Raw genomic sequence first — 19,164 nt, forward strand, 5'->3', positions numbered from 1 at the left:
CGCTGTGGCCGCGCGGGCGGCGCGCTGGATTTGTGTTGAGGACCTTCATCGGCGTTCCGTGCCACGTGTCCGCGCGACGGCTCAGAGTGTCTGCTTCACCTTTTCGACGGAGTAACTCTCGATGAGGTCGCCGGGTTGGAAATCGTTGAAGGATTCCAGGCGGATGCCGCATTCCATGCCGGCGCGGACCTCGGAGACTTCGTCCTGGAAGCGGCGCAGCGTCGTCACGGCGCCCTCGTAAATGAGACCCTTGCGGCGCATGACGCGGACCTTGCCGCGAGTGATGCGCCCGGTGGAGACGACGCACCCGGCGACGTTGCCGCCCTTGGAGAGCGCGAAGAGTTTCCGGACCTCGGCGGAGCCGAGGACGACTTCCTTGAGGACGGGGTCGAGCAGGCCGGCCATGGCGTCCTTCACCTCGTCGATCAATTCGTAGATGATCGTGTAGAGCTTGATCTGCACGCCCTGATGCTTGGCAATGTCGGCCACGCCAGTGTCGATGCGCGTGTGGAAGCCGAGGATGATGCCCTTGGACGCGGCGGCGAGGAGGACGTCGCTCTCGGTGATGGTCCCGACGGCGCCGTGGACAGTTTCGAGTGCGACGCGGTCGGAGCCAATCTTGCCAAGCTCGGACTCGATGGCCTCGACGGAGCCTTGCGTGTCCGCCTTGACGACGACCTTGAGCACCTTGTTCTGCGCCTCCGCGAGCGTGCTGAAGAGGTTTTCCAGCGTGACCTTCGGCTTGCGTTCCTCGAGTTCGATCGCCTTGGCCTCCATCGCCCGCGTGCCGGCAAGTTCGCGCGCGGCCTTTTCATTCTCCATCACGGAAAACTCGATGCCGGCCTCGGGGATGCCGTTCAGACCGAGGATTTTCACGGCCACGGACGGCGTGGCTTCCTTGAGGCGTTTGCCTTCCTCGTTGATGAGCGCCTTGACCTTGCCGAAAAAGTGGCCGCAGATGACCACGTCGCCGACCTTCAGCGTGCCCTTGCGGACGAGCACGGTGGCGACGGGGCCGCCCGGTTCGAGGCCGGACTCGATCACGTTGCCGCGCGCGCGGCGGGCGGGGTTGGCCTTGAGTTCGATGACCTCGGCCTGCAGCAGGAGCATTTCGAGCAACTTGTCCACGCCCTGCTTGGTGAGGCCGGAGCAGTCCACGAAGATGGTCTCGCCTCCCCATTCCTCGCAGGTCAGGCCCTTGTCCTGAAGCTGCTGCCGCACTTTCATCGGGTTCGCGTTCGGGTGGTCGCACTTGTTGACGGCGACGAGGATGGGGACCTTGGCCGCGCGGGCGTGGCTGAGCGCCTCGAGGGTTTGCGGCATCACGCCATCGTTGGCGGCGACGACGAGGATGACGATGTCCGTGACGTTCGCGCCGCGCGCGCGCATGGCACTGAAGGCGGCGTGGCCGGGCGTGTCGAGGAATGTGATCTGCTGGACTTCCGTTTTGCGCTCGGGGTGCGGGAATGAAATCGTGTAGGCGCCGATGTGTTGCGTGATGCCGCCGGCTTCGCCTTCGGCGACGTTGGCCTTGCGGATGCCGTCGAGGAGCGTCGTCTTGCCGTGGTCCACGTGGCCCATGATGGTGACCACGGGCGGGCGCGGCCTGAGATCTTCGGGCTTGTCCTCGACGTCAACCTCGACCTTGCGGACGGGCGCGTGGACCTGCCCCTCGCCGCGGGCGCGCTTCTCGACTTCGAACCGGAAGCCTCGCTTCGCGCAGATTTTCTGCGCGACGAGTTCGTCCACTGAATCGTTGATCTTCGCGAACACTTTCAGCTCCATCAGGTCGCCGATGAGCTGGAACGGCTTGAGCTTCATCCTGTCCGCAAGCTCGCGGACCATGATGGGCGGCTTGACGATGATGAGTTCGCCCTCGGCAAGCGGGACGAACTTGGGCTCGGCCGGCCGTGCGGGTGCCGGTGGGCGTGGAGCAGATTTGGGCGCGAACGTCGGCTTTGGGGCGGCGGGTTTCGCGGCGGGAACCGCGGGTTCGGAGATGCGAGTGGCCGTCCGCGCGGAGGGCGACTTGAGCCACGTGGGCGCGATGGAGCCGACTTTCTGGCCGAGCACCGGGCCGGCGGGAACGGGCGGCGGCGCGGGCGGGGTGACCGGGGTGGCCCTGGCCTCGACGACGGGCGTGGGTTGCCCGCCGGGCGCGACTGTCGCGGGCGAAATCACGGCGATTCCCGGCGCGGGCATGGTCGGGAGCATCTCCGGAGCCGGCAGCGAGACGGCCCCGGCCGTTTCGGGCGCGGCGTGGACAAACGTGACGCCCTGCTCGGCAACCACGAGCGGAGGTTCGGGCGGAGCAACGATGAGAACGGGCTGCGATTCGGGAACGGGCGCGGGAGCGGGAGCGACTTTGACGCCGCCGAGTTGTTCCTCGAGATACTCTGCCGTGATTTTATCCAGCGAACTGGACGGAACCTTGGCTTCCTTGATGCCAAGATCCTTGGCCTTCGTGAGCACGTCCTTGCTCTCGATGCCTAGCTTGCGGGCGATGTCGTAAATGCGAACGGGCATACCAAATTCTTCCGGCGCACGCTGTCTTCACAGGCTTCATGCGCTAAACCAAACGCGATGTTGCCGGGCGACTCATGATCAAGCCGCCAGCCCGGCGCTGCCCCCGGCGGCCCTCCGCGCGACTTCGGCGCGGACAGCGTCCAGGATGGCTGCAGCCTGACCTGACAGTTGAGGAATCTCGTCGAGGTCTTTCGCCTCGACCTGCAAGAGATCCTCGATCGAATGAAATCCTGTCTGCACGAGCACTTCGGCCTGCTCGCGCGTGACGCCGGGGATGCCGGCGAAGAGCTCGATGGCAATGCCGACCTTCTCGTCGAAGCCGACGGTGACGACCTGCTCCGGTTCGATGTTCACCTGCCAGCCGGTCAACCGCGAGGCAAGCCGGGCGTTCTGGCCGCGCTTGCCGATGGCGAGCGAGAGCTGGTCCTCGCTCACGAGGATGCGGCAGCGGCGGTTGGCTTCGTCGATGTCAAAGGCCTTCAGCTTGGCGGGGGCAAGCGCGTTCGTCAGGTAATTCCGGATGTTCGTGTCGAACTTGATGATGTCCATCTTCTCGTTGTTGAGCTCGCGGACGATGTTCTTGACGCGTTGGCCGCGCAGGCCGACGCACGCGCCGACGGGGTCCACCTTGTCGTCGCGGGAGTGGACCGCGAGCTTGGTGCGGAAGCCCGGTTCGCGGGCGACGCCCTTGATTTCGACCGTGCCGTTGGCGATCTCCGACACTTCGAGCATGAACAGCTTCACAACGAACTGCGGGTCGGAGCGCGACAGGATGATCTCCGGGCCGTGGCCCGAGTTGTCCACGGCCTTGACGAAGCAGCGGATGCGCTCGCCCGGCTGGTATTCCTCGGTGGGCACGCGCTCGCGGTTGGGCAGGAGCGCCTCGAACTTGCCGAGGTCCACGATGACGTCCGAACGGTCGAACCGGCGGACGACCCCGCTGACGATGTCGCCCGTGCGGTCCTTGAACTCGGTGTAAATGAGCTCCTTCTCGAACTTCCGGACCTGCTGGAGGAGGGCCTGCTTGGCGTTTTGGGCGGCGATGCGGCCAAAGCCGGTGGGGGTGACTTCGACCTCGATTTCCTCGCCGAGCTGGGCGTCGGCCTTGATGCGCCGGGCGTCGAAAAGGGAGATTTGATCGTGCTTGGAAACGACGCGTTCGGAGACGACCAGCTTGGCAAAGGCCCGGATGTCGCCGGACTTGGGGCTGATTTCGCACCGGAGGTCGCGGGCGGGACCCACGGCCTTCTTGGCGGCGGAAACCAGCGCTTCATGGACGGCCTGCACCAGGACATCCTTGCTGATGCCCTTTTCTTTTTCCCAGTAATCCAAAATGGCCAAAAACTCGGCGTTCATAAGTCAATCGCCCCGTGCCTCGGCTGGATGCGGCGAACAAAAAAGTCGGAACGGAATTCCGACTTCACACTCGCTGGCTGACCAGCAGCCCATCGTTGTCCTACGCTGCGGAAACTAGGGAGCGAGCCCGGGGGCGTCAAGCCTCTTTTCCCCGCAAACGCCCGGGATGGGCGCTTGACGGTCCTCCCGCCGGGCGTATCCTCCACCCGCTTTCCAGCGTCAGAACGGGGGAAGGCTGATATGCGCCGATGGCTCCTCAGCTTGGGATTGTGGGTGGGTTTGACCGCCTCGGAGGCCACGGCGATGCCTTTGCGGCAGTCACTGGCGATGTTCGAGTCGGGCGCGAGCGGCGCGGCGCGCGGCGCGGCCGACTTGAAGCGCGGCGGAAGCGGGGAAGTCAGCCGATTCCAGATCATGCCCGACGTCTGGCACCAATACAGCCGGTCTCGCGATTACGACGACCCGGACACCGCCTGGCAGGTCGCCTCCCGCATCCTCAACGACCGCTGCAAACGTTTCCGCTCCGCCACCGGGCGCGAGCCCAACGCCCAGGAAATCTACCTCCTTTGGAACAAACCGGGCAGCTTCGAGGCGTCCGGGTTCGTGCTTTCCAAGGTCAAGCCGCTCTACCGCGAGCGCGCGGGGCGATTCGCCAACCTCCACCACAGCCGCTGAACCGGCTGCCGCCTTCACAATCCGAGCACCGTCCGGCGCATCAGTTCCAGTGCCTGCTGCGAGGTCACGTATTTGAACGTCGGCCGGTCGTATCGGTTCACCGGACTGATGACCACCGTCCCGGTCGCGGTAGCCAGCGCGATGAAAACCGTCCCGACCGGCTTGCCTTCCGTCGCTCCGGTTGGCCCCGCGATGCCGGTGACCGCCAGCCCGAAGTCCGCCCCAGTTCCCCTACGCGCTCCCTCGGCCATCTCCCGCGCGGTCGCCTCGCTCACCGCCCCGTGCGTGGCGAGCGTCTCCGGCTTCACGCCAAGCGCGGTTTGTTTTGCCTCGTTTGAGTAGGTCACGAACCCGGCGCGGAACACCACCGAGGCGCCGGGGACATCTGTGATGCGGTTGGCGATGAACCCGCCCGTGCACGACTCAGCCAGCGCGAGGGTCCGCTTGCTCTCGGTGAGCAGTCGCACCAGCACCGTCTCCGGCAACTCGTCCTCCACGCCATAAATGTGACTGCCCACGCGCCCGCGCACGAACCGTTCCGCGTCCGCCACCACGCGCCCTGCGGACACGCCGGCCGCCGAAAGCCGGACGTCCACGTCACCTGTGCGCGCGCAATAGCCAATCTCCAGTCCGGCCTCGACCAGCGGTCGCAGCCCCGGCGCGATGCGCTCCTCGATCACGGATTCCCCCAGCCCGACCGTGCGAAGCGTCCTGCACACAAACGGCTCCTTGCGCGGGAACTTCGCCGCCAGCATCGGTAGCACCTGCGTGCCGAACATCGGATGCAACTCCCGCGGCGGCCCCGGCAACATCACGAGCCAGCTCGCTCCGCCCCCGGCGCGGAATGGATTCGGTCCCACGTCCAGCGCCAGACCCGGCGCGGTGCCGTGCGCGTTGGCCAGCACCGTCGCGCCCGCGGGCACCATCGCCTGCACGCGCGTGCTCGCGGGCATCGGGCGCTTCCGCGCGGCGAAGAACTGCTCGATGTTCGCCAGCGACGCCGCGTCCTCGCGCAACGGGCGGCCCAGCAGCCGCGCGATTTCATCCCGCGTGATGTCGTCGGAAGTCGGCCCGAGTCCGCCCGTGGTGATGACCACATCCGCGCGGCCGAGCGCCTCCCGGACGGCCGCCACGATGTCCGCCGCGGTGTCCGCGACGGCGACCTGCCGGCGCACCGGATAACCGTGGTCGGCGAGCCTGCGGCAAAGCCACTGCTGATGGCTGTTCACGATGCGCCCGAGCATCAGCTCCGAGCCGGTGTTGATGATCTCCAGGTGCATGGTGGAACGCGTTGAGCCCTGCGGTCCGGCCGCACGGACGCGGACCAATGAACACCGAACCCCGCGGCTTGAACACCGAATTCACGCCCCGCTTGAATCCCGGCCGCAGGCGGCTAGAGTCCCGCCGTGCCTTCGGCCGAAAAACTCGCCGCGAAAGGGAAGTTCCTCGACTTTCTGAAGCGGAAAAACCTGCGCCGCACGAGCCAGCGCGACGCCATCATCGAGACGGTCTTCAACACCGAGGAGCACTTCACCGCCGAGCAACTGCTCGACTGGTCCCGCAGGCGCGACAAGTCCGTCTCGCGCGCCACGGTCTACCGCACGCTGCCGCTGCTGACCGAGAGCGGGCTCGTGCGCGAGATGGACCTCGGCAAGGACTTCAAATACTACGACCCGAACTACGCGGACCACCCGAACCACAGCCACATCATTTGCGGCGACTGCGACAAGATCGTCGAGTTCGAGAGCGAGAAGATCTCGCAGCTCGAGGACGAGATCAGCCACAAGCTCGGGTTCGCCGTGAAAACCCAGCGCCTGCAAATCACCGGCACGTGCGAGCAGCTCAAGAAGCTCGGCGCGTGCAAGAACAAGCCCCGCCGCTAGCCGATGGCCGCGCCGCTTGATCCCGCGACACGGCCCTCGCGGCTTTCCACCGCGTTTCTGTCCGTGCTCGTGGCCGCGCTCGCGATGAGCTTCGTCACGGGCGCAATGATCTGGTGGTGGCAGACGCAACAGACACCCGACGCGCCCGCGCCCGCGTGGTTCCGGCCGGCCGTGGTGCTGCACGGGGTGCTGTTTCCGGTTCAATGCAGCCTGTTCGGCTGGCTCGCGGGCCAGCACCTGCGGCTCAGCTGGGAGATGCGCGCCAATGTCGTCTCGGGCTTCGCGATGGAAGCCGTGTTCCTCGGCCTCATCGTGTCCGGCGTCGGGCTCTATTACGCCGGCGCGGAGGCGTGGCGGGATTTCTGGATCGTCTCCCATCGCGTGCTCGGCCTGCTGCTGCCGGCGACGCTTGCCGCGCACTGGATCGCCGCCGTCCGCTGGGCGCGTTCGGTGGCGAAGTGACGTGCGAACGCGGTTCGGTGGCCGCGCTCCGTCACTTCACCAGATTCTCGCGGAAGAACAGGATGCTCGCGAGGAACTGGAAGTCGGCGTTCTTCTTTTTCGCGAAGCCGTGGCCTTCGTCCTTGGCCATCAGATACCACACGGAGCCGCCGTTGCCGCGCACGGCCTTGACCATCTGCTCGGCCTCCGTCAGCGGCACGCGGGGGTCGTTCTTGCCCTGCACGACGAAGAGCGGCTTGGTGATTTTCTTCGCGTTCGTCAGCGGGGAAATCTTTTGCAGGAACTCGCGCATCTTCGGGTCGCGCTCGTCGCCGTATTCCACGCGGCGCAGGTCGCGCCGATACTCGGCGGTGCTTTCGAGGAGCGTGACGAAGTTCGAGATGCCCACCACGTCAATGCCGCAGCGGAGCTGGTCGTTGAAGTGGGTGAGCGACCCGAGCACCATGTAGCCGCCGTAGCTGCCGCCCATCACCGCGATGCGCGCGCTGTCCAGCCCCGCGTCGCGCTTCACCCACTCGATGAAGGCGCCGATGTCGCGCACGGAATCCTCGCGCTTGTAGCCGTTGTCGAGCTGGAGGAAGGACTTCCCGTAGCCGGCCGAGCCGCGCACGTTGGGGTAGAGCAGCGCGCAGCCGAGTTCGTTGATGTAATAGTTCATCCGCGTCTGGAAGCCCGGCCGCGACTGTCCCTCGGGCCCGCCGTGGATGCTGATGATGACAGGGCGTCTGCCGGGAAACTTCTTCGGGTCGGGCCGGTAGATGAACCCGGAAATGCCGAGCCCGTCGAAGCTCTTGAGCTTGATCATCTCGGGCTCGACGAACGCGCCCGCGTCAAGCCCGCCCGTTTCGCTCTCGGTCCAGCGCGACACCGCACCGCTCTTCACGTCCACCGAGTAGATGTCGAGCGGCGACTTGGCCGAGGTGAGGTTGAATCCCAGGTCGCGGCCGTTGTCGTGCCATTCGAGGTTCGACACGGTGCCGAGCGGCAGCTTGGGCGCGGGGATTTCCTTGCCGGTCCGCGTGTTGAGCAGGCGCAGCACGCCCACGCCGTCTTCATTCGCAACCAACGCGATGGTGCCGCCGTCGGGCGAAAGGTCGAAACTGTCCACGTCCCAGTGGATGTGCGGCGTGAGGACGGTCTGCTGCCTCGACGCGAGGTCCATGCGCGTGAGCCGGTGGAACTCCGAGCCGCGGTCCGTGGTGAAGAACACGGACTTGCCGTCCCTTGCGAAGCGCGCGTCCGAGTAGGCGACCTTCTCCGCGGCCTTGGGTGTGATGAGTTCCTTCGTGCCGGTCGCGAGGTCGGCGAGGTGGAGGTGGCTTTCGTTGATGGAAATGTATTCGCCGACGAGCAGCTTCGAATCGTCGGGCGACCAGTCCGTGACGGCCCAGCCGCCGCCGGTGAGTTGCAGCGCGAGGCGGTCGGACTTCGGGTTCGCCGGGTCCATGATCCAGACGTCGGTGTCGCGCCCGGTGCGGCGGGTCGAGGTGTAGGCGAACTGTTTGCCGGACTTGGACCAGCGCGGGCCGGAGTTGCGCGACTTGCCGTCGGTGAGCAGCGTCACGCGGCCGTCCGCGAGGTCGAGCCGGTGGAGCTGGTAGAATTCGCCGCCGCCGGTGTCCTGCGAGAAGACGACGAACTCGCCCGACTTGGGGCGGAACGACCCGCCAAGCACGCGCTCCGCGGTAAAGGTGACCTGCTTGCGCGCGCCGCCGGGGAACCTGACGTGGTGCAGTTGCGCGGTGTCGGCGAAGCGCGTGCTGATGAGCATCTCGCGTTTCGTCGGGTGCCAGTTCGCAAGGCTCGCGCCCCGGAATTCGAGATAGCGCCCCACGTCCGCCCTCAACTCGGGGGTGAATGCCGGGATGTTCTCGACGACGAGGTTGTCCGGCACCTGCGCGTGCAACGAGGCGGCAAGGGCGAGGCAGAGGGAGAGCGTGAGTGTTTTCATGGCGGGCTAAGCGGCGGCGAAGCTAGCACGGGTGACGATGAGGGGGCAATCGCCGCGGAGGGGTCCGTCCCGTGGTTCGACCGCAACGGCCCGGCTACTTCTTCCCGCGGTTGGCTTCCCAATCCCTGAATTGCATGTAGTCGAGCGGCTTGCCATTTCTGCCGACCGGCACGCTCCGAAGCACCTTGTTGCGGATGAGGTCCTGCCAGTTCTGCGGCGTCGATCCAACGCGTTCGAAGTAGCGCTCGGTGATGCCTGCGAGTTCGCCGGGATTCGCAGGCTCGCCCGGATGCGGCGCCGTGCTCGAGGGAGTCGGTGCGGCCGCCCCGGGCTCGGGAGGCGGCGGTGGTCGCGTTGGCGCAGGCTCGGGGCTTGGCGCAACCCGGGCCTGCGGCGGCGCCGCCGAGACGGGCGGGCGCACGGGCGCAGGTTCGGGCTTCGGTCCGCAACCGAGCATTGCAATCCCAATCACTGCAATCATGCTGCGCGGGTATCGTCTCATGCGTTTAGAGCTGCCGACAGGTCGCTGCCCGCATTCGGAGGCTAGAAGAACGACGCGCGGTTTGTGAGGAGCTGCCAGTCCACGTTGACGGGCGGGTTCGCACTGAAAGGCCTCGGACCGATGCCGTCCCACGTGCGCGTGCGGCCATCTTGAACGCGGATCATCTCCACGTGACCATCGGCGTGACCGAGCGGATATGCCCCGTCGTGGTGCGAAGCGGGCACATCATTCTGGCTGGCTTGAATCGTCATGTGGGTCAGGAAGAACCCATCATTCATGCTGCGCTCGTTTTCGTCGATGAAGACGTATCGGAGGTCGGGTTTGTCAATGTCGAGCAGGCGGTAGAAGATTTTTGCCCCGGTGAGAAAGTTATCCGCCCCGCCCATGAAGTTGTTCGCCGAGTAGCTGCGCACCCGGTCATGGCCAAGGGTGACGCCGGCAAACGCCGAAGCCTCGTTGCGATACTTGTCCGACGGGCAACGGTAGGATTTGAAGTTGCCGACATACCGATAGAAGAGCGTCCGCGTGATGCCGTAGGTGTTGGTCGCGTAGTTCATCGTCTGCGCGGAGCCGCTCGCGCCGGGGTCGGCTTTGGCTGCATCCTCGGCCAGCATGCTGAACATCTGGTAAAAGGGGTCGTTGTCCATCGAACCGATGACCCATGCCTCGGGGTTCCTGCGATTGCTCGTGCCCCACGGTCCCGCCCCGGCCACTCGCGGGTTATACCAAAGGTGGACCTGCACCATCCGCTCGTCGGCCTCCGAAGCGTAGAGGTGCCATCCATTCATCAACTGCTTGATGTTGTTGAGCGAAACGGTGCCCTTCGTCTTAATCTTCGCCTTGGCCAAGGACGGCAGCAGCAACCCGGCGAGGATTGCGATGATGGCGATGACGACAAGCAGTTCGATCAGCGTAAAACCGGCCGGGCGTGGTGGCCCTTGGGTGACGGTCTGAAGACGGAGGTTCGCATGCATGCTGCCTTGAGTGACGGGTTCGCGTTACGTTCACTAGCAACTTACGAGGCGCGACGCAAGCCTCGAATTCCCGCGAACTCGCCGTGCACTCGTGAACTAACCTTCGCTCAGCCTTTTCTGCGCCCCGCTGAAGAACTGCCGGTGCGCCTCGCGGAGGATGGACGGGATGCGGTCCGCGAACGGGTTGCGCTCGACGGCGCGGCGCATCGCGGCTTCGTCGAAAGCCGCCGCGTTTTCCCCCGGGAACCAGTGGTCGGCGTGGCCGAGCAGGTTGTAGCGCATCCTCGCCCAGTCGAGCAGGCCCAGGCCTTGCGCATAGGTCCACAGGCGGAGGATTTCGCCGACGTTGACCTGTCCGGGGATTTCGAGGTAACCGGGCAACCCTTCGTGCCAGCGTGCGCACCAATCCGCGCCGAGCTCGCGCTCCATCCGCGCGCGGAGCCGGCGTTCGACGGGCGCGGTGAGTTCGGCGGCGCGGTCCAGGTGGTCGAGCGCGGCGACGTGCGAGTCGAAGTCCGCCGGCCGCGCCGCGCCGAGGCTGAGCGTGTGGACTTGCGGCCGCGCGAGGCACCAGAGGTCGTTGAACTGCATCGGCGCGAGCGGCGCGCAAAGTGCCGCGAGCGCAGGCGGCGGGGCGTAGAGTTTGCCGCCCTTGTCGTTGGGGCTGATGATGAAGACGCCCATGTCGAGCCGCGCGGCGGCTTCGATGGCGGACCAGTTGAGTTCGTTGACGAAATACCAGTGGAGGTTCACGTAGTCGAAGCCGCCGGAGTGGACGGCCTCGAGAATGAGGTCGGTCGTGGCGTGTGTGGAGAAGCCGATGAAGCGGGCGCGCCCTTCGCGCTGGAGCTGGCGCGCAGCTTCGAGGCAGCCGTCCTTGCGGAGGGACCAGTCGAGGAGCTGGCGGTTGTTGATGCCGTGGAGCGAGAGCAAGTCCACGTGACCGAGCCGGAGGTTGCTCAACGAGGTCTCGAAGAGCCGCACAAACTCCCGCGGGCTGGCTTGGGGCGCGATCTTGGTTTGGACGATGATCTTGTCGCGTGGAAGCTCCGGCAGAACCCAGCCGAGCTGCATCTCGCTCGAGCCGTAGCCGCGCGCGGTCTCGATGTGGTGGATGCCGAGTTCGAGCGCGCGATAGATGGTGGCCTCGAGATTCGCCTGCGAGTCGCGCGGGATGTCGGCGGGCGACACGTCCTGCCACTTCCACTGGTAACGCATGCCGCCGCAGGAGAAGACGGGCATCTGCAACCCAGTGCGGCCAAATCGGCGGTAGCGCATCGCGGCGGAGTGTCGCAACCGCGGCGCGGGCTTGCGAGGGAATGTTGGCCGGCCCGGCAGACCGTCGGCGTCCCCAAGCCGCCCGAAGGCCTGCGCTATCACCTCGACCTCCGGCGCATGAACCTCCGGCTCGTCCGGCGCTGACCTGGCATCCGCGGCGGGCGTGCCGCGCGATCACGAGCCGATGAGGTGGACGGCCACTTCGCGCCGGTGCGGCGCCGTCCGATGCTCCCACACAAAGATCCCCTGCCACGTGCCCAGCGCGAGCCGGCCGTCGAGTATCGGGATGCTCAAGTTCACGTTCGTCAGTGCCGTGCGGATGTGCGCGGGCATGTCATCGTCGCCCTCGCAAGTGTGGCGAAACAAGCCGTCGCCATCCGGCGCCAGCCGTGCGAAGAAGCGCTCGAGGTCGCGCCGCACTTCCGGGTCCGCGTTTTCCTGGATCAACAACGACGCGGACGTGTGGCGGATGTGAACGGTCGCAAGCCCCGTCCGCAAGCCCGCCGCGCCCACGAGCGCGGAGAGTTCACGAGTGATTTCGTAGAAGCCCCGGCCACGGGTCGCCACGGCGAGTTCATGCGCGGACTGGCGGATCGGATTCACGATGTGCAGGAGCGTGCCCGTGACTGACCGGCGGGGCAACCCTCGAGGAAAACGCAGCTTCCTGCGGCACGCTGGCACGCGGCTCCGTGAAGGGCGCCAAGCCGGAGGTTGAGTGAAAATCGTATTGTCACCGTCAAACCCGCTGTTAGAGTTGAACCGCAAGTGAGACTTTTTTGGGGGCAACATGAGTGAAACCGAAGCCCAAAAAGGTGACGATCTGGTGAAGAATTCGTCCCTCTACCGCGAGTTTCAGGCCGAGCGGGAAGAGATTCTGCGACACAAGTGGCTTGAGTCGGAAAAAGCCGGGTTTGACATCGGCTTCGAGAAGGCGCTGACCGATTGGATCGTTCGGCACCGTTCGAAGTGGCGGAAGTCCCGGCAGCCGCAGTCGCAGAACTCCTGAACGGCAGGAACGGAGTGTCCTTTAAGGCGGTCCCGCGAGGCCGCGAAGGTTGATGTGTGTCCACCTCAAGTCAGGCGAGCGCGCCCCGTCCGGGTGCCGCTCGTTTTTTTATGCCTGAAACCCACCCCCTGCTCACCGCCGGCGCCATCGACCGCGCGCTCACGCGCATCGCCCACGAAATCGCCGAGCGCAACGACGCCCCCTCGTCCGTCGTCCTCGTCGGCGTGCAGACCGGCGGCGTCCACCTCGCGCACCGGCTTGCCCGGACGCTCGCGACGATTTGGGGCCACGCCGTCCCCGTCGGCGCACTCGACGTGAGCATGCACCGCGACGACCTCGACGGCCGGCCCGCGCCGCAAATCCGGCCCACGTCGATCCCCGTGGACATCACCGGCACGACGGTCGTGCTCGTGGATGACGTGCTGTTCAGCGGGCGCACGACGCGCGCCGCGCTCGATGCGATGAACGACTTCGGCCGGCCCGCGCGCGTTCAACTCGCCGTGCTCGTGGACCGCGGCCATCGCGAGCTGCCCATCAAGGCGGACTTCGTCGGCAAGAACGTGCCCACGCGCCACGGCGAGCACATCAACGTCCGGCTGCGCGAGGACGGTCACGACGACCGCGTGGATTTGGAACGGCCATGAACTGGAACCTCAAGCACCTGCTCGACATCGAGTCGCTCACGCCCGCGGAAATCGTGACCGTGCTCGACACGGCGCGCGCCTTCAAGGCCGTCGGCGAGCGCGCGATCAAGAAAGTCCCGGCCCTCCGCGGCAAGACGGTGGTCAATCTCTTCATCGAGCCCTCGACCCGCACGCGCATCAGCTTCGAACTCGCGGCCATGCGGCTCACGGCGGACGTGATCAACTTCTCCGCCGAAGCCAGCTCGCTGAAGAAGGGGGAAACCCTCAAGGACACCGCGCGCAACCTCGAGGCGATGAACGCCGACATCATCATCATCCGCCACAGCGCGGCCGGCGCGCCGCATTTCCTCGCGCGATTCCTCAAGGCCGGCGTCGTCAACGCCGGCGACGGCGCGCACGAGCATCCCACGCAGGCGCTGCTCGACGCCTTCACCATCCGCGAGAAGAAGGGCCGCGTCGAGGGGCTCAACGTCACCATCCTCGGCGACATCCTCTACAGCCGCGTGGCGCGCTCCAACATCTGGGCGCTGCTCAAGCTCGGCGCGCGCGTGACGCTCTGCGGCCCGCCGACCCTCGTGCCGCCCGTGTTCAAGCAGCTCGGCTGCGAGGTGACGTGGGACGTGAACGAGGCCATCCGCGACGCCGACGTGATCAACCTCCTGCGCATCCAGCACGAGCGGCAGCGGCGCACCACCTTCCCGAGCATCGGCGAATACGCGAGCCTCTTCGGCCTGAACCGCGCGCGCATGGCGCGGACGAAGGACGACGTGCTCATCATGCACCCCGGCCCCATCAACCGCGGCGTGGAGATTGACAGCGAAACCGCCGACGGCGCGCGCTCCGTGATTCTCGAGCAGGTGACCAACGGCCTGGCCGTGCGCATGGCCGTGCTCTTCCTCATCAACGGCGGCAAGGGCCCGCAGGAAATCGGCGGCTGATTCGAAGGGCGCCCGGGTCAGAGCTCGTTCCAGTTCGTGGCGACGTAGCCGCTGGAGGGGCCGGTATTTCCAAGCACTTCGTCGTAGTGGAAATTGAAGTGGCCGTTCATGTCCGCGGTCGAGACGATGGCGGCGCCCGCGTAATCGACCGTGTTGTTGCCGCCGCCACCGCAACTAAAACTCGCATAAGGCGCGTAGAGCATGCCCTTGAAAGCCGCATTCCCCGACAGGCTGAACGACGTGAAGTTGCTCGTGCCGTAGATGAGCAGGTTCAGCGAGGTGGAACTGGCGTGACGGTTGATCTGCGTATTGCCCGCCGCTGACAGGGTCGTGCCGTTCATGTAAATGGTGAGTTTCGCGCCCGGTTCGAGCGTAATGCCCCCGGTGATGTTGCCGTTTACGAGGACGGTCGCGACGACGTTTGTGCGGACAGTGAGGGTCGAACTGAAGCCCAGCGAGGTGTAGTTGCCGCTGGTCGTAATGATGTTGTTACCCGGGACGGGAAGCGAACCGGCAAGCCCCGCCGGGACGGTGACGTCAGGGATCGAGATGCTCAGGTTGCTGCTGAGCGACCCCGCCTGGAAGCCGGTGCCCGCGTAGGTCAGGTCGCCCACGCGCCCGTTTGGGCCGGTGCTCGCACTGCCGCTGGAACTGATGAGGACGGATCCGTAGATGTTGCAGTTCTGCACCGTCACCGTTCCCATCACCGAGCCAACGGAGCCGTTGGCTTTTCGCGTGCCCGCGCTCCAGTTGATGTTCGTGCCAAGCGAGTCATAGCTGTCGATTGTCACGTTGTTGCCGGAAAAGCCGACGCTGCCCTTGGCCACCAAGCCGCGGCTGAATAGCGGACCGCCGGTTGTTGTGACCCGCACGACGCGTGAGATTTCACCCGTGCTCGTCGGGATTTTCAGATAACCTTGAGAATAGATCACCGGCGGGCTCACGTTCGAGATGGAGACGACATACCGGCCCATCCCAAAGCTGCGTGACTTGGTGTAGGCGTTGCTCGTGAGAACCCAGCCGTTGGCCGAGAGATTGGAACCACCGTGGTAGAGTTGAGTGAACGCCTCCTCGACACCCGCCTCCATGACCGGCACGATCGAGTGCCACTGCTGCGAACGAGTCACTGCCCGGTTCTGCGCGCTGGTCAGGTCGAGGTAGCTGAGGATCGTCAGCCCGATGATGGCCGAAAGGATGAGGGTGACGACGAGCGCGCTGCCGCGGGAGTGGTGGGAGCGGAGGTTCATGACGCGTCATTGTTGCTTGCGGATGACGATCTTGGCGGATTGCACGCTCTCCGTGTTGACCTCGCTGCCGAGGATGGTGCGGGTGCACGTCCAGCTCACGCGGATGAGCTTGGCATTCGTGGCGACGCTCGTGGGAAACTGGTCGAACGAGTTGGAGACGGTGTTGCGGTCAAACATGTCGAAACGTAGCGTGGAGCATTCCTTGAGCAGGGTCTCGACTTCGGTCCCGAGATAGCGCACGAGCTGCTTGGCGATAGGGTCGTAGGAGTAGATCAAGTTGGTCGTGCCGCCGTTGATGCTCATGACGAGCCTGTTGGTCGTGTAGTAGTCGAGCCTGTCAGCCTGGCGGATCTCGAGCGACATGCGGTCGAGCGCCTTGCGGCTGTATTGGTCGAGGTCCACGTAGTTGGTGATCGCCGCAAAGGCGCGCGCGCCGTAGAGGGTGAGGGTCATCACCGCGGACATCGCAATCAGGAAGATCGTCACGGCGATCATCATCTCCACAAGCGTCATGCCGGTGGCTTGCCGGCGCCGCGCACGGACGCGGGCGCGGCTAGTAGATGTAATTCTGCATTCCATATTGCGACACCATGGTGCTCATCGAGCGGGTTCGCGGCACGCTGCCGTTGGTCCAGTTGAGCGTGACGGTCACCACCCGGAGGTCGTTGCTGTAGGACTCGGTGATGGATGGGACCACCACCGACAGCGTCCCGTAGAAATTGATGCCCGCCTGATTCGTCGTGAACGAACTGCTGGATGAGGAGGTCGGGAAGAACGGCTCGATGAACGAGGATGGGATGTAGGATGTGCTCGACCCGAAGGAGGTCACCTGTGTCCACGTGTAAAGGCGCATCTCCTCCATGCGGTCGGTCATGATCTGCGTGGCGCGCAGGTTTTCACGCGCCATGCTGATGATCCCGAACCCCATCGTGATGCCCGTGTAGAGCGAGACGAACATCACCCCAATCACAGAAATGCTAAGCAACACCTCGGGCAGGGTGAAAGCACCAATCCGGCGGAAGAGGCTCGGAGTCCGCGCCGGGTTGCCCAGCCTATCGATTCTCTGCGTCGTCTTCACTGGATTTGCCTGTGTTTGCTGCTGCCATTGCGATCCGACCAACCCCTGCTGCCTGGTGGCGTCGCATTCCCCATGCCAACGCCAGCGCACATCGGCGTCGCGCCAACGTGGATGGAAACTGGCCCGATTCCTTGAGTTGACTCAACGGACGAAAAAGAAGCGTGACTTTGGACGAGCGAGGCACGCCCCCGACGCCCAGCCACGGAGGTGTCGCGCCTTCAGATCTTGTCCGAAATGGGCGCGATGTCGAGTTTGCCGTTCTCCGCGACCTTGAAAGTCAGGAGGATACTGTTCAAGGCGCTTCGCGCTTCCTCGATGGAAGCGTCGTCACCGCTGGCTTGGAATTCCACCAACCCGGTGAGCGCCGGCAGGAACACGAAGCGGTGACGCGGGCCGACACCGGTCACTCCGGGCAGATTGAGGTCGAAGCCCGGACCCGCCACACCCGATGCCGTGGCAGTGAACTGCTCGGTCACCTTCGCGTTCGGGTGCCGCTGGAGGATGATTGGCAGGCACGACTCGGGTTTCAGTTCACGTTTCGTGGCGGGCGATGCGGCCTGGCCCTGAGCCGTCTGTGGCGGCGAGTAGAACTGCACGGCGACGGTTGCACGCCCTTCCTGCGCCGTGAAGGTCACGCGCCACCGTTGCAGGTCGGTGTGCACCTCGTAGCCACGGGGAATGAGGAACGCAGCCCGATTGGTGCCGAGGGTGACATACGCGCGCTGGATGGGTCCAAAGGCCTCCGGGCCTTCGCGAACGGCCTTGAGGGAGAACGCCGGGAGCGCGTTTGTCGCGGCCGGTCTCGCTGGAGCGTCCTGCGCGCGAAGCCACGAGGCACCCGAACCGAGCGTTGCCAGGACGAGGATGAAGCTGACCAGGAATTGGCGGTTAACCGGAGGAATTGGTGACATTGGCGATGGGGTTGCCCCAACTCCCGCGGATGAGCGTCCGCAGGACAGGTGTGCCCGGTGGCAGTTTGGTCACATCGAGGAAGTTCTGGTCAAAGTTAAAGTCGCGCGTGGGCGCGTAATAGTAAACGCCCGGAGTCTGCCACGCGGCGGCGGCTTGCACGCTGTTGAAGAGGTTGATGATCGAGCCATTCAAGGTGAGCCGGACCGCGCCGTTGCCCCAGTCTTCCAGCAGCCGCGGCAGGTTCATCACCCCGCCGCTGAAGGGAGCCGAGCCGGTCGAGCCCGCCGAGTAGACGGTGCCGGTGAGGATGGCGGCGTTGACCGTGGTATTCGCCGCGTCTCGATTGAGGAAGGAGCCGCTGCTTTGTGAGTCATTCCATGCGGGCGAGAGGATCGTCAGAGCGTCGGACACCAGCGAGGCAGGCCGGGTGGCGGTGGTGTTGGTCGTGCCGAGGTGGGTGTCCACCGGGCAGTTGAAGTGACCGCGGACGTAGATGGGGTTGGGCGTGGCCACGGTCAGACCGCGCGTGGGAAGCGTCTGCCCATTGACCAGCCGGACACCATTCATCGTCCTGCTCGAGGTCGTTCGCATGTCGGCAATATAAAGGACACTCGGAGGTGTCCTCACTCCAAGCGTGGCGATGACCGCCGCGTTGGTTGCCGCCCACGTGCTCAGCCTGCCGACATCAATCTGCGTGGTGCGGACGGTCTTGTCTTCGCGCTGGTCGGTGAACGTCAGGTCGGTGCTGACGAAGTTCGTGACTTGCACCGACGGGATGGGTGTCGACAGCGAGCTGAAGGGCTGCTTCACGCTCGCGGTCACGGTGCTGTTGCTGATGAGGATGACCAGTTCGGCCTTGTTGTAGTAGCGCTGCTGCCCCATTGGGCTGGTCATCAGCTCGCTGGCAGGCGGGATGTTGATCACCTCGCGCACGGCTGCGGCCGTGTTGTTCGTGCCGATGGGCAGGACGAGCGAAGAAACGTTCGTCGTTTTTCTGTCCTGGTAGGTGATTGAGCCCGTCATCGCCGACAGACTGTAGCCACCCCAGCCTTGTTTCTGAATCACGCCAGTCGCGGTGACCACATCCTTAAAGAGCAGCGGGGCCGCGGAACCCGTGTAGACGTTCGCGTTGGCGTGCACGCGGCCGCGGACGGTGAACGGCGCCGCCCAGGTGAACTCAAGCAGGCTGTTGTAGAAGATCGCGAACTGGAATACGGGGATCGATGCGAGCTGGATGTCCTGCTGCACCGCGTTCGTAAGGACGAACCTGCCACTGGTCTGCCTGGCGTTGGAGAGCACGCGGTAGGTCGAGGCAAACCCGCTCAACCCCGCATACTGCCCGGAGAGCGTGGTGTAAACCTGCGTCGCGGTGCGCTCGACATACGTCCGGTTGGTCCCGCCTTGTGCGTCGCTGAACGCGAAGTTGGTCCAATGCGCGGACTCCGATGGGGTGGGGATGTTGGTCCGGTAGACCACGAGGTTGTTGTAAACGGCCGACTCATTGCCTGCCTTGAAGTCCGTGAGCATGCGGGTGACGGCCTTCTCGGTCGCGGCTTCGGCCGCGGACAGCGTCACGCTCAACTGGTTGTTGCGCTCATTGAGCAGGGCGGTGCTGCTGGTCCAGTTCATCGACGCGCTCATCACGAGCAGCGCGATGCCGGCCAGGATCAACACCATGACCAGGGCGTAGCCCTTGGCCTTCCGGTTCGATGGGTTCGTGCGGGTTCGCATG

General features: G+C 65.2%; 19 protein-coding genes. 6 read left to right on the forward strand and 13 right to left on the reverse strand.

Going from position 1 to position 19,164, the window contains the following annotated elements; translation table 11 throughout:
* Nucleotides 1-81: 81 nt before the first annotated feature.
* Both infB and nusA read right to left on the reverse strand, forming a co-directional pair.
* Nucleotides 82-2,526 carry a translation initiation factor IF-2 gene (infB, locus tag FJ386_02560; GenBank protein ID MBM3875585.1) on the reverse strand — a complete coding sequence of 815 codons (2,445 nt, stop codon included), beginning with the start codon at nucleotides 2,524-2,526 and terminating at the stop codon, nucleotides 82-84.
* Between the two features lie 78 nt (nucleotides 2,527-2,604).
* On the reverse strand, nucleotides 2,605-3,882 hold the full coding sequence (gene nusA, locus FJ386_02565) for a transcription termination/antitermination protein NusA (protein MBM3875586.1): 1,278 nt from the start codon (nucleotides 3,880-3,882) through the stop codon (nucleotides 2,605-2,607).
* A 240-nt stretch (nucleotides 3,883-4,122) separates the two neighbouring features.
* Here nusA and FJ386_02570 point away from each other — a divergent pair, with 240 nt between their 5' ends.
* Nucleotides 4,123-4,557 (forward strand): hypothetical protein, encoded by a 435-nt coding sequence (locus FJ386_02570; GenBank protein MBM3875587.1) that lies wholly within the window; start codon nucleotides 4,123-4,125, stop codon nucleotides 4,555-4,557.
* A gap of 14 nt (nucleotides 4,558-4,571) precedes the next feature.
* Here the strand turns inward: FJ386_02570 and FJ386_02575 are convergent, their stop codons facing one another.
* The gene (locus FJ386_02575; GenBank protein ID MBM3875588.1) at nucleotides 4,572-5,837 is read right to left on the reverse strand and encodes a competence/damage-inducible protein A; all 1,266 of its coding nucleotides are present in this window, start codon (nucleotides 5,835-5,837) and stop codon (nucleotides 4,572-4,574) included.
* A 126-nt stretch (nucleotides 5,838-5,963) separates the two neighbouring features.
* Here FJ386_02575 and FJ386_02580 point away from each other — a divergent pair, with 126 nt between their 5' ends.
* Both FJ386_02580 and FJ386_02585 read left to right on the forward strand, forming a co-directional pair.
* Nucleotides 5,964-6,440 (forward strand): transcriptional repressor, encoded by a 477-nt coding sequence (locus FJ386_02580; protein ID MBM3875589.1) that lies wholly within the window; start codon nucleotides 5,964-5,966, stop codon nucleotides 6,438-6,440.
* A 3-nt stretch (nucleotides 6,441-6,443) separates the two neighbouring features.
* Nucleotides 6,444-6,902 (forward strand): hypothetical protein, encoded by a 459-nt coding sequence (locus FJ386_02585; GenBank protein ID MBM3875590.1) that lies wholly within the window; start codon nucleotides 6,444-6,446, stop codon nucleotides 6,900-6,902.
* A 31-nt stretch (nucleotides 6,903-6,933) separates the two neighbouring features.
* Here FJ386_02585 and FJ386_02590 read toward each other — a convergent pair whose 3' ends face one another.
* From FJ386_02590 to FJ386_02610, 5 genes are all read right to left on the reverse strand, one after another.
* Entirely contained in the window at nucleotides 6,934-8,853 is a 1,920-nt protein-coding gene (locus FJ386_02590) for a S9 family peptidase (GenBank protein MBM3875591.1), read from the reverse strand.
* Nucleotides 8,854-8,947: 94 nt separating this feature from the next.
* Nucleotides 8,948-9,355, reverse strand: a complete 408-nt coding sequence (locus FJ386_02595) for a hypothetical protein (GenBank protein MBM3875592.1) — start codon at nucleotides 9,353-9,355, stop codon at nucleotides 8,948-8,950.
* A 41-nt stretch (nucleotides 9,356-9,396) separates the two neighbouring features.
* Nucleotides 9,397-10,329, reverse strand: a complete 933-nt coding sequence (locus FJ386_02600; GenBank protein ID MBM3875593.1) for a type II secretion system protein — start codon at nucleotides 10,327-10,329, stop codon at nucleotides 9,397-9,399.
* 96 nt (nucleotides 10,330-10,425) lie between these two features.
* Nucleotides 10,426-11,607 (reverse strand): aldo/keto reductase, encoded by a 1,182-nt coding sequence (locus FJ386_02605; GenBank protein ID MBM3875594.1) that lies wholly within the window; start codon nucleotides 11,605-11,607, stop codon nucleotides 10,426-10,428.
* A gap of 174 nt (nucleotides 11,608-11,781) precedes the next feature.
* Nucleotides 11,782-12,396: a YjbQ family protein gene (locus FJ386_02610; protein ID MBM3875595.1), complete on the reverse strand. Its 615-nt coding sequence runs from the start codon at nucleotides 12,394-12,396 to the stop codon at nucleotides 11,782-11,784.
* Here FJ386_02610 and FJ386_02615 point away from each other — a divergent pair.
* The 3 genes from FJ386_02615 to FJ386_02625 all read left to right on the forward strand — a co-directional run bounded on the left by FJ386_02615 (nucleotide 12,395) and on the right by FJ386_02625 (nucleotide 14,195).
* A complete protein-coding gene (locus FJ386_02615) occupies nucleotides 12,395-12,613 on the forward strand; it encodes a DUF4032 domain-containing protein (protein ID MBM3875596.1) in 219 nt (72 codons plus the stop codon). The two genes, FJ386_02610 and FJ386_02615, sit on opposite strands and share 2 nt — an antisense overlap.
* Before the next feature lie 110 nt (nucleotides 12,614-12,723).
* Nucleotides 12,724-13,257, forward strand: a complete 534-nt coding sequence (gene pyrR / locus FJ386_02620) for a bifunctional pyr operon transcriptional regulator/uracil phosphoribosyltransferase PyrR (protein MBM3875597.1) — start codon at nucleotides 12,724-12,726, stop codon at nucleotides 13,255-13,257.
* The gene (locus FJ386_02625) at nucleotides 13,254-14,195 is read left to right on the forward strand and encodes an aspartate carbamoyltransferase catalytic subunit (protein ID MBM3875598.1); all 942 of its coding nucleotides are present in this window, start codon (nucleotides 13,254-13,256) and stop codon (nucleotides 14,193-14,195) included. The genes pyrR and FJ386_02625 overlap by 4 nt, the downstream gene beginning before the upstream one ends.
* A gap of 17 nt (nucleotides 14,196-14,212) precedes the next feature.
* Here FJ386_02625 and FJ386_02630 read toward each other — a convergent pair whose 3' ends face one another.
* From FJ386_02630 to FJ386_02650, 5 genes are all read right to left on the reverse strand, one after another.
* Complete coding sequence (locus tag FJ386_02630; protein MBM3875599.1) at nucleotides 14,213-15,442, reverse strand: hypothetical protein; 1,230 nt, start codon at nucleotides 15,440-15,442, stop codon at nucleotides 14,213-14,215.
* 6 nt (nucleotides 15,443-15,448) lie between these two features.
* The gene (locus FJ386_02635; protein ID MBM3875600.1) at nucleotides 15,449-16,021 is read right to left on the reverse strand and encodes a prepilin-type N-terminal cleavage/methylation domain-containing protein; all 573 of its coding nucleotides are present in this window, start codon (nucleotides 16,019-16,021) and stop codon (nucleotides 15,449-15,451) included.
* Entirely contained in the window at nucleotides 15,996-16,400 is a 405-nt protein-coding gene (locus FJ386_02640) for a hypothetical protein (GenBank protein ID MBM3875601.1), read from the reverse strand. Before FJ386_02640 ends, FJ386_02635 begins: the two co-directional genes overlap by 26 nt.
* Before the next feature lie 338 nt (nucleotides 16,401-16,738).
* Nucleotides 16,739-17,431 (reverse strand): hypothetical protein, encoded by a 693-nt coding sequence (locus FJ386_02645; GenBank protein ID MBM3875602.1) that lies wholly within the window; start codon nucleotides 17,429-17,431, stop codon nucleotides 16,739-16,741.
* A complete protein-coding gene (locus FJ386_02650) occupies nucleotides 17,409-19,163 on the reverse strand; it encodes a hypothetical protein (protein MBM3875603.1) in 1,755 nt (584 codons plus the stop codon). Before FJ386_02650 ends, FJ386_02645 begins: the two co-directional genes overlap by 23 nt.
* Nucleotide 19,164 lies beyond the last annotated feature (1 nt).

This window comes from Verrucomicrobiota bacterium (assembly GCA_016871675.1).
In the GTDB taxonomy this organism is placed as follows: domain Bacteria; phylum Verrucomicrobiota; class Verrucomicrobiia; order Limisphaerales; family VHCN01; genus VHCN01.

What these genes read in the sequence shown, in the direction of transcription:
- FJ386_02645 (MBM3875602.1), bottom strand. Translation starts at nt 17,431, where the DNA reads ATGTCACCAATTCCTCCGGTTAACCGCCAATTCCTGGTCAGCTTCATC.
- FJ386_02650 (MBM3875603.1), bottom strand. Translation starts at nt 19,163, where the DNA reads ATGCGAACCCGCACGAACCCATCGAACCGGAAGGCCAAGGGCTACGCC.
- FJ386_02630 (MBM3875599.1), bottom strand. Translation starts at nt 15,442, where the DNA reads ATGAACCTCCGCTCCCACCACTCCCGCGGCAGCGCGCTCGTCGTCACC.
- FJ386_02570 (MBM3875587.1), top strand. Translation starts at nt 4,123, where the DNA reads ATGCGCCGATGGCTCCTCAGCTTGGGATTGTGGGTGGGTTTGACCGCC.
- FJ386_02610 (MBM3875595.1), bottom strand. Translation starts at nt 12,396, where the DNA reads ATGTTGCCCCCAAAAAAGTCTCACTTGCGGTTCAACTCTAACAGCGGG.
- FJ386_02600 (MBM3875593.1), bottom strand. Translation starts at nt 10,329, where the DNA reads ATGCATGCGAACCTCCGTCTTCAGACCGTCACCCAAGGGCCACCACGC.
- FJ386_02635 (MBM3875600.1), bottom strand. Translation starts at nt 16,021, where the DNA reads ATGGAATGCAGAATTACATCTACTAGCCGCGCCCGCGTCCGTGCGCGG.
- FJ386_02575 (MBM3875588.1), bottom strand. Translation starts at nt 5,837, where the DNA reads ATGCACCTGGAGATCATCAACACCGGCTCGGAGCTGATGCTCGGGCGC.
- nusA (MBM3875586.1), bottom strand. Translation starts at nt 3,882, where the DNA reads ATGAACGCCGAGTTTTTGGCCATTTTGGATTACTGGGAAAAAGAAAAG.
- FJ386_02605 (MBM3875594.1), bottom strand. Translation starts at nt 11,607, where the DNA reads ATGCGCTACCGCCGATTTGGCCGCACTGGGTTGCAGATGCCCGTCTTC.
- FJ386_02595 (MBM3875592.1), bottom strand. Translation starts at nt 9,355, where the DNA reads ATGAGACGATACCCGCGCAGCATGATTGCAGTGATTGGGATTGCAATG.
- pyrR (MBM3875597.1), top strand. Translation starts at nt 12,724, where the DNA reads ATGCCTGAAACCCACCCCCTGCTCACCGCCGGCGCCATCGACCGCGCG.
- FJ386_02625 (MBM3875598.1), top strand. Translation starts at nt 13,254, where the DNA reads ATGAACTGGAACCTCAAGCACCTGCTCGACATCGAGTCGCTCACGCCC.
- infB (MBM3875585.1), bottom strand. Translation starts at nt 2,526, where the DNA reads ATGCCCGTTCGCATTTACGACATCGCCCGCAAGCTAGGCATCGAGAGC.
- FJ386_02615 (MBM3875596.1), top strand. Translation starts at nt 12,395, where the DNA reads ATGAGTGAAACCGAAGCCCAAAAAGGTGACGATCTGGTGAAGAATTCG.
- FJ386_02590 (MBM3875591.1), bottom strand. Translation starts at nt 8,853, where the DNA reads ATGAAAACACTCACGCTCTCCCTCTGCCTCGCCCTTGCCGCCTCGTTG.
- FJ386_02640 (MBM3875601.1), bottom strand. Translation starts at nt 16,400, where the DNA reads ATGTTCGTCTCGCTCTACACGGGCATCACGATGGGGTTCGGGATCATC.
- FJ386_02585 (MBM3875590.1), top strand. Translation starts at nt 6,444, where the DNA reads ATGGCCGCGCCGCTTGATCCCGCGACACGGCCCTCGCGGCTTTCCACC.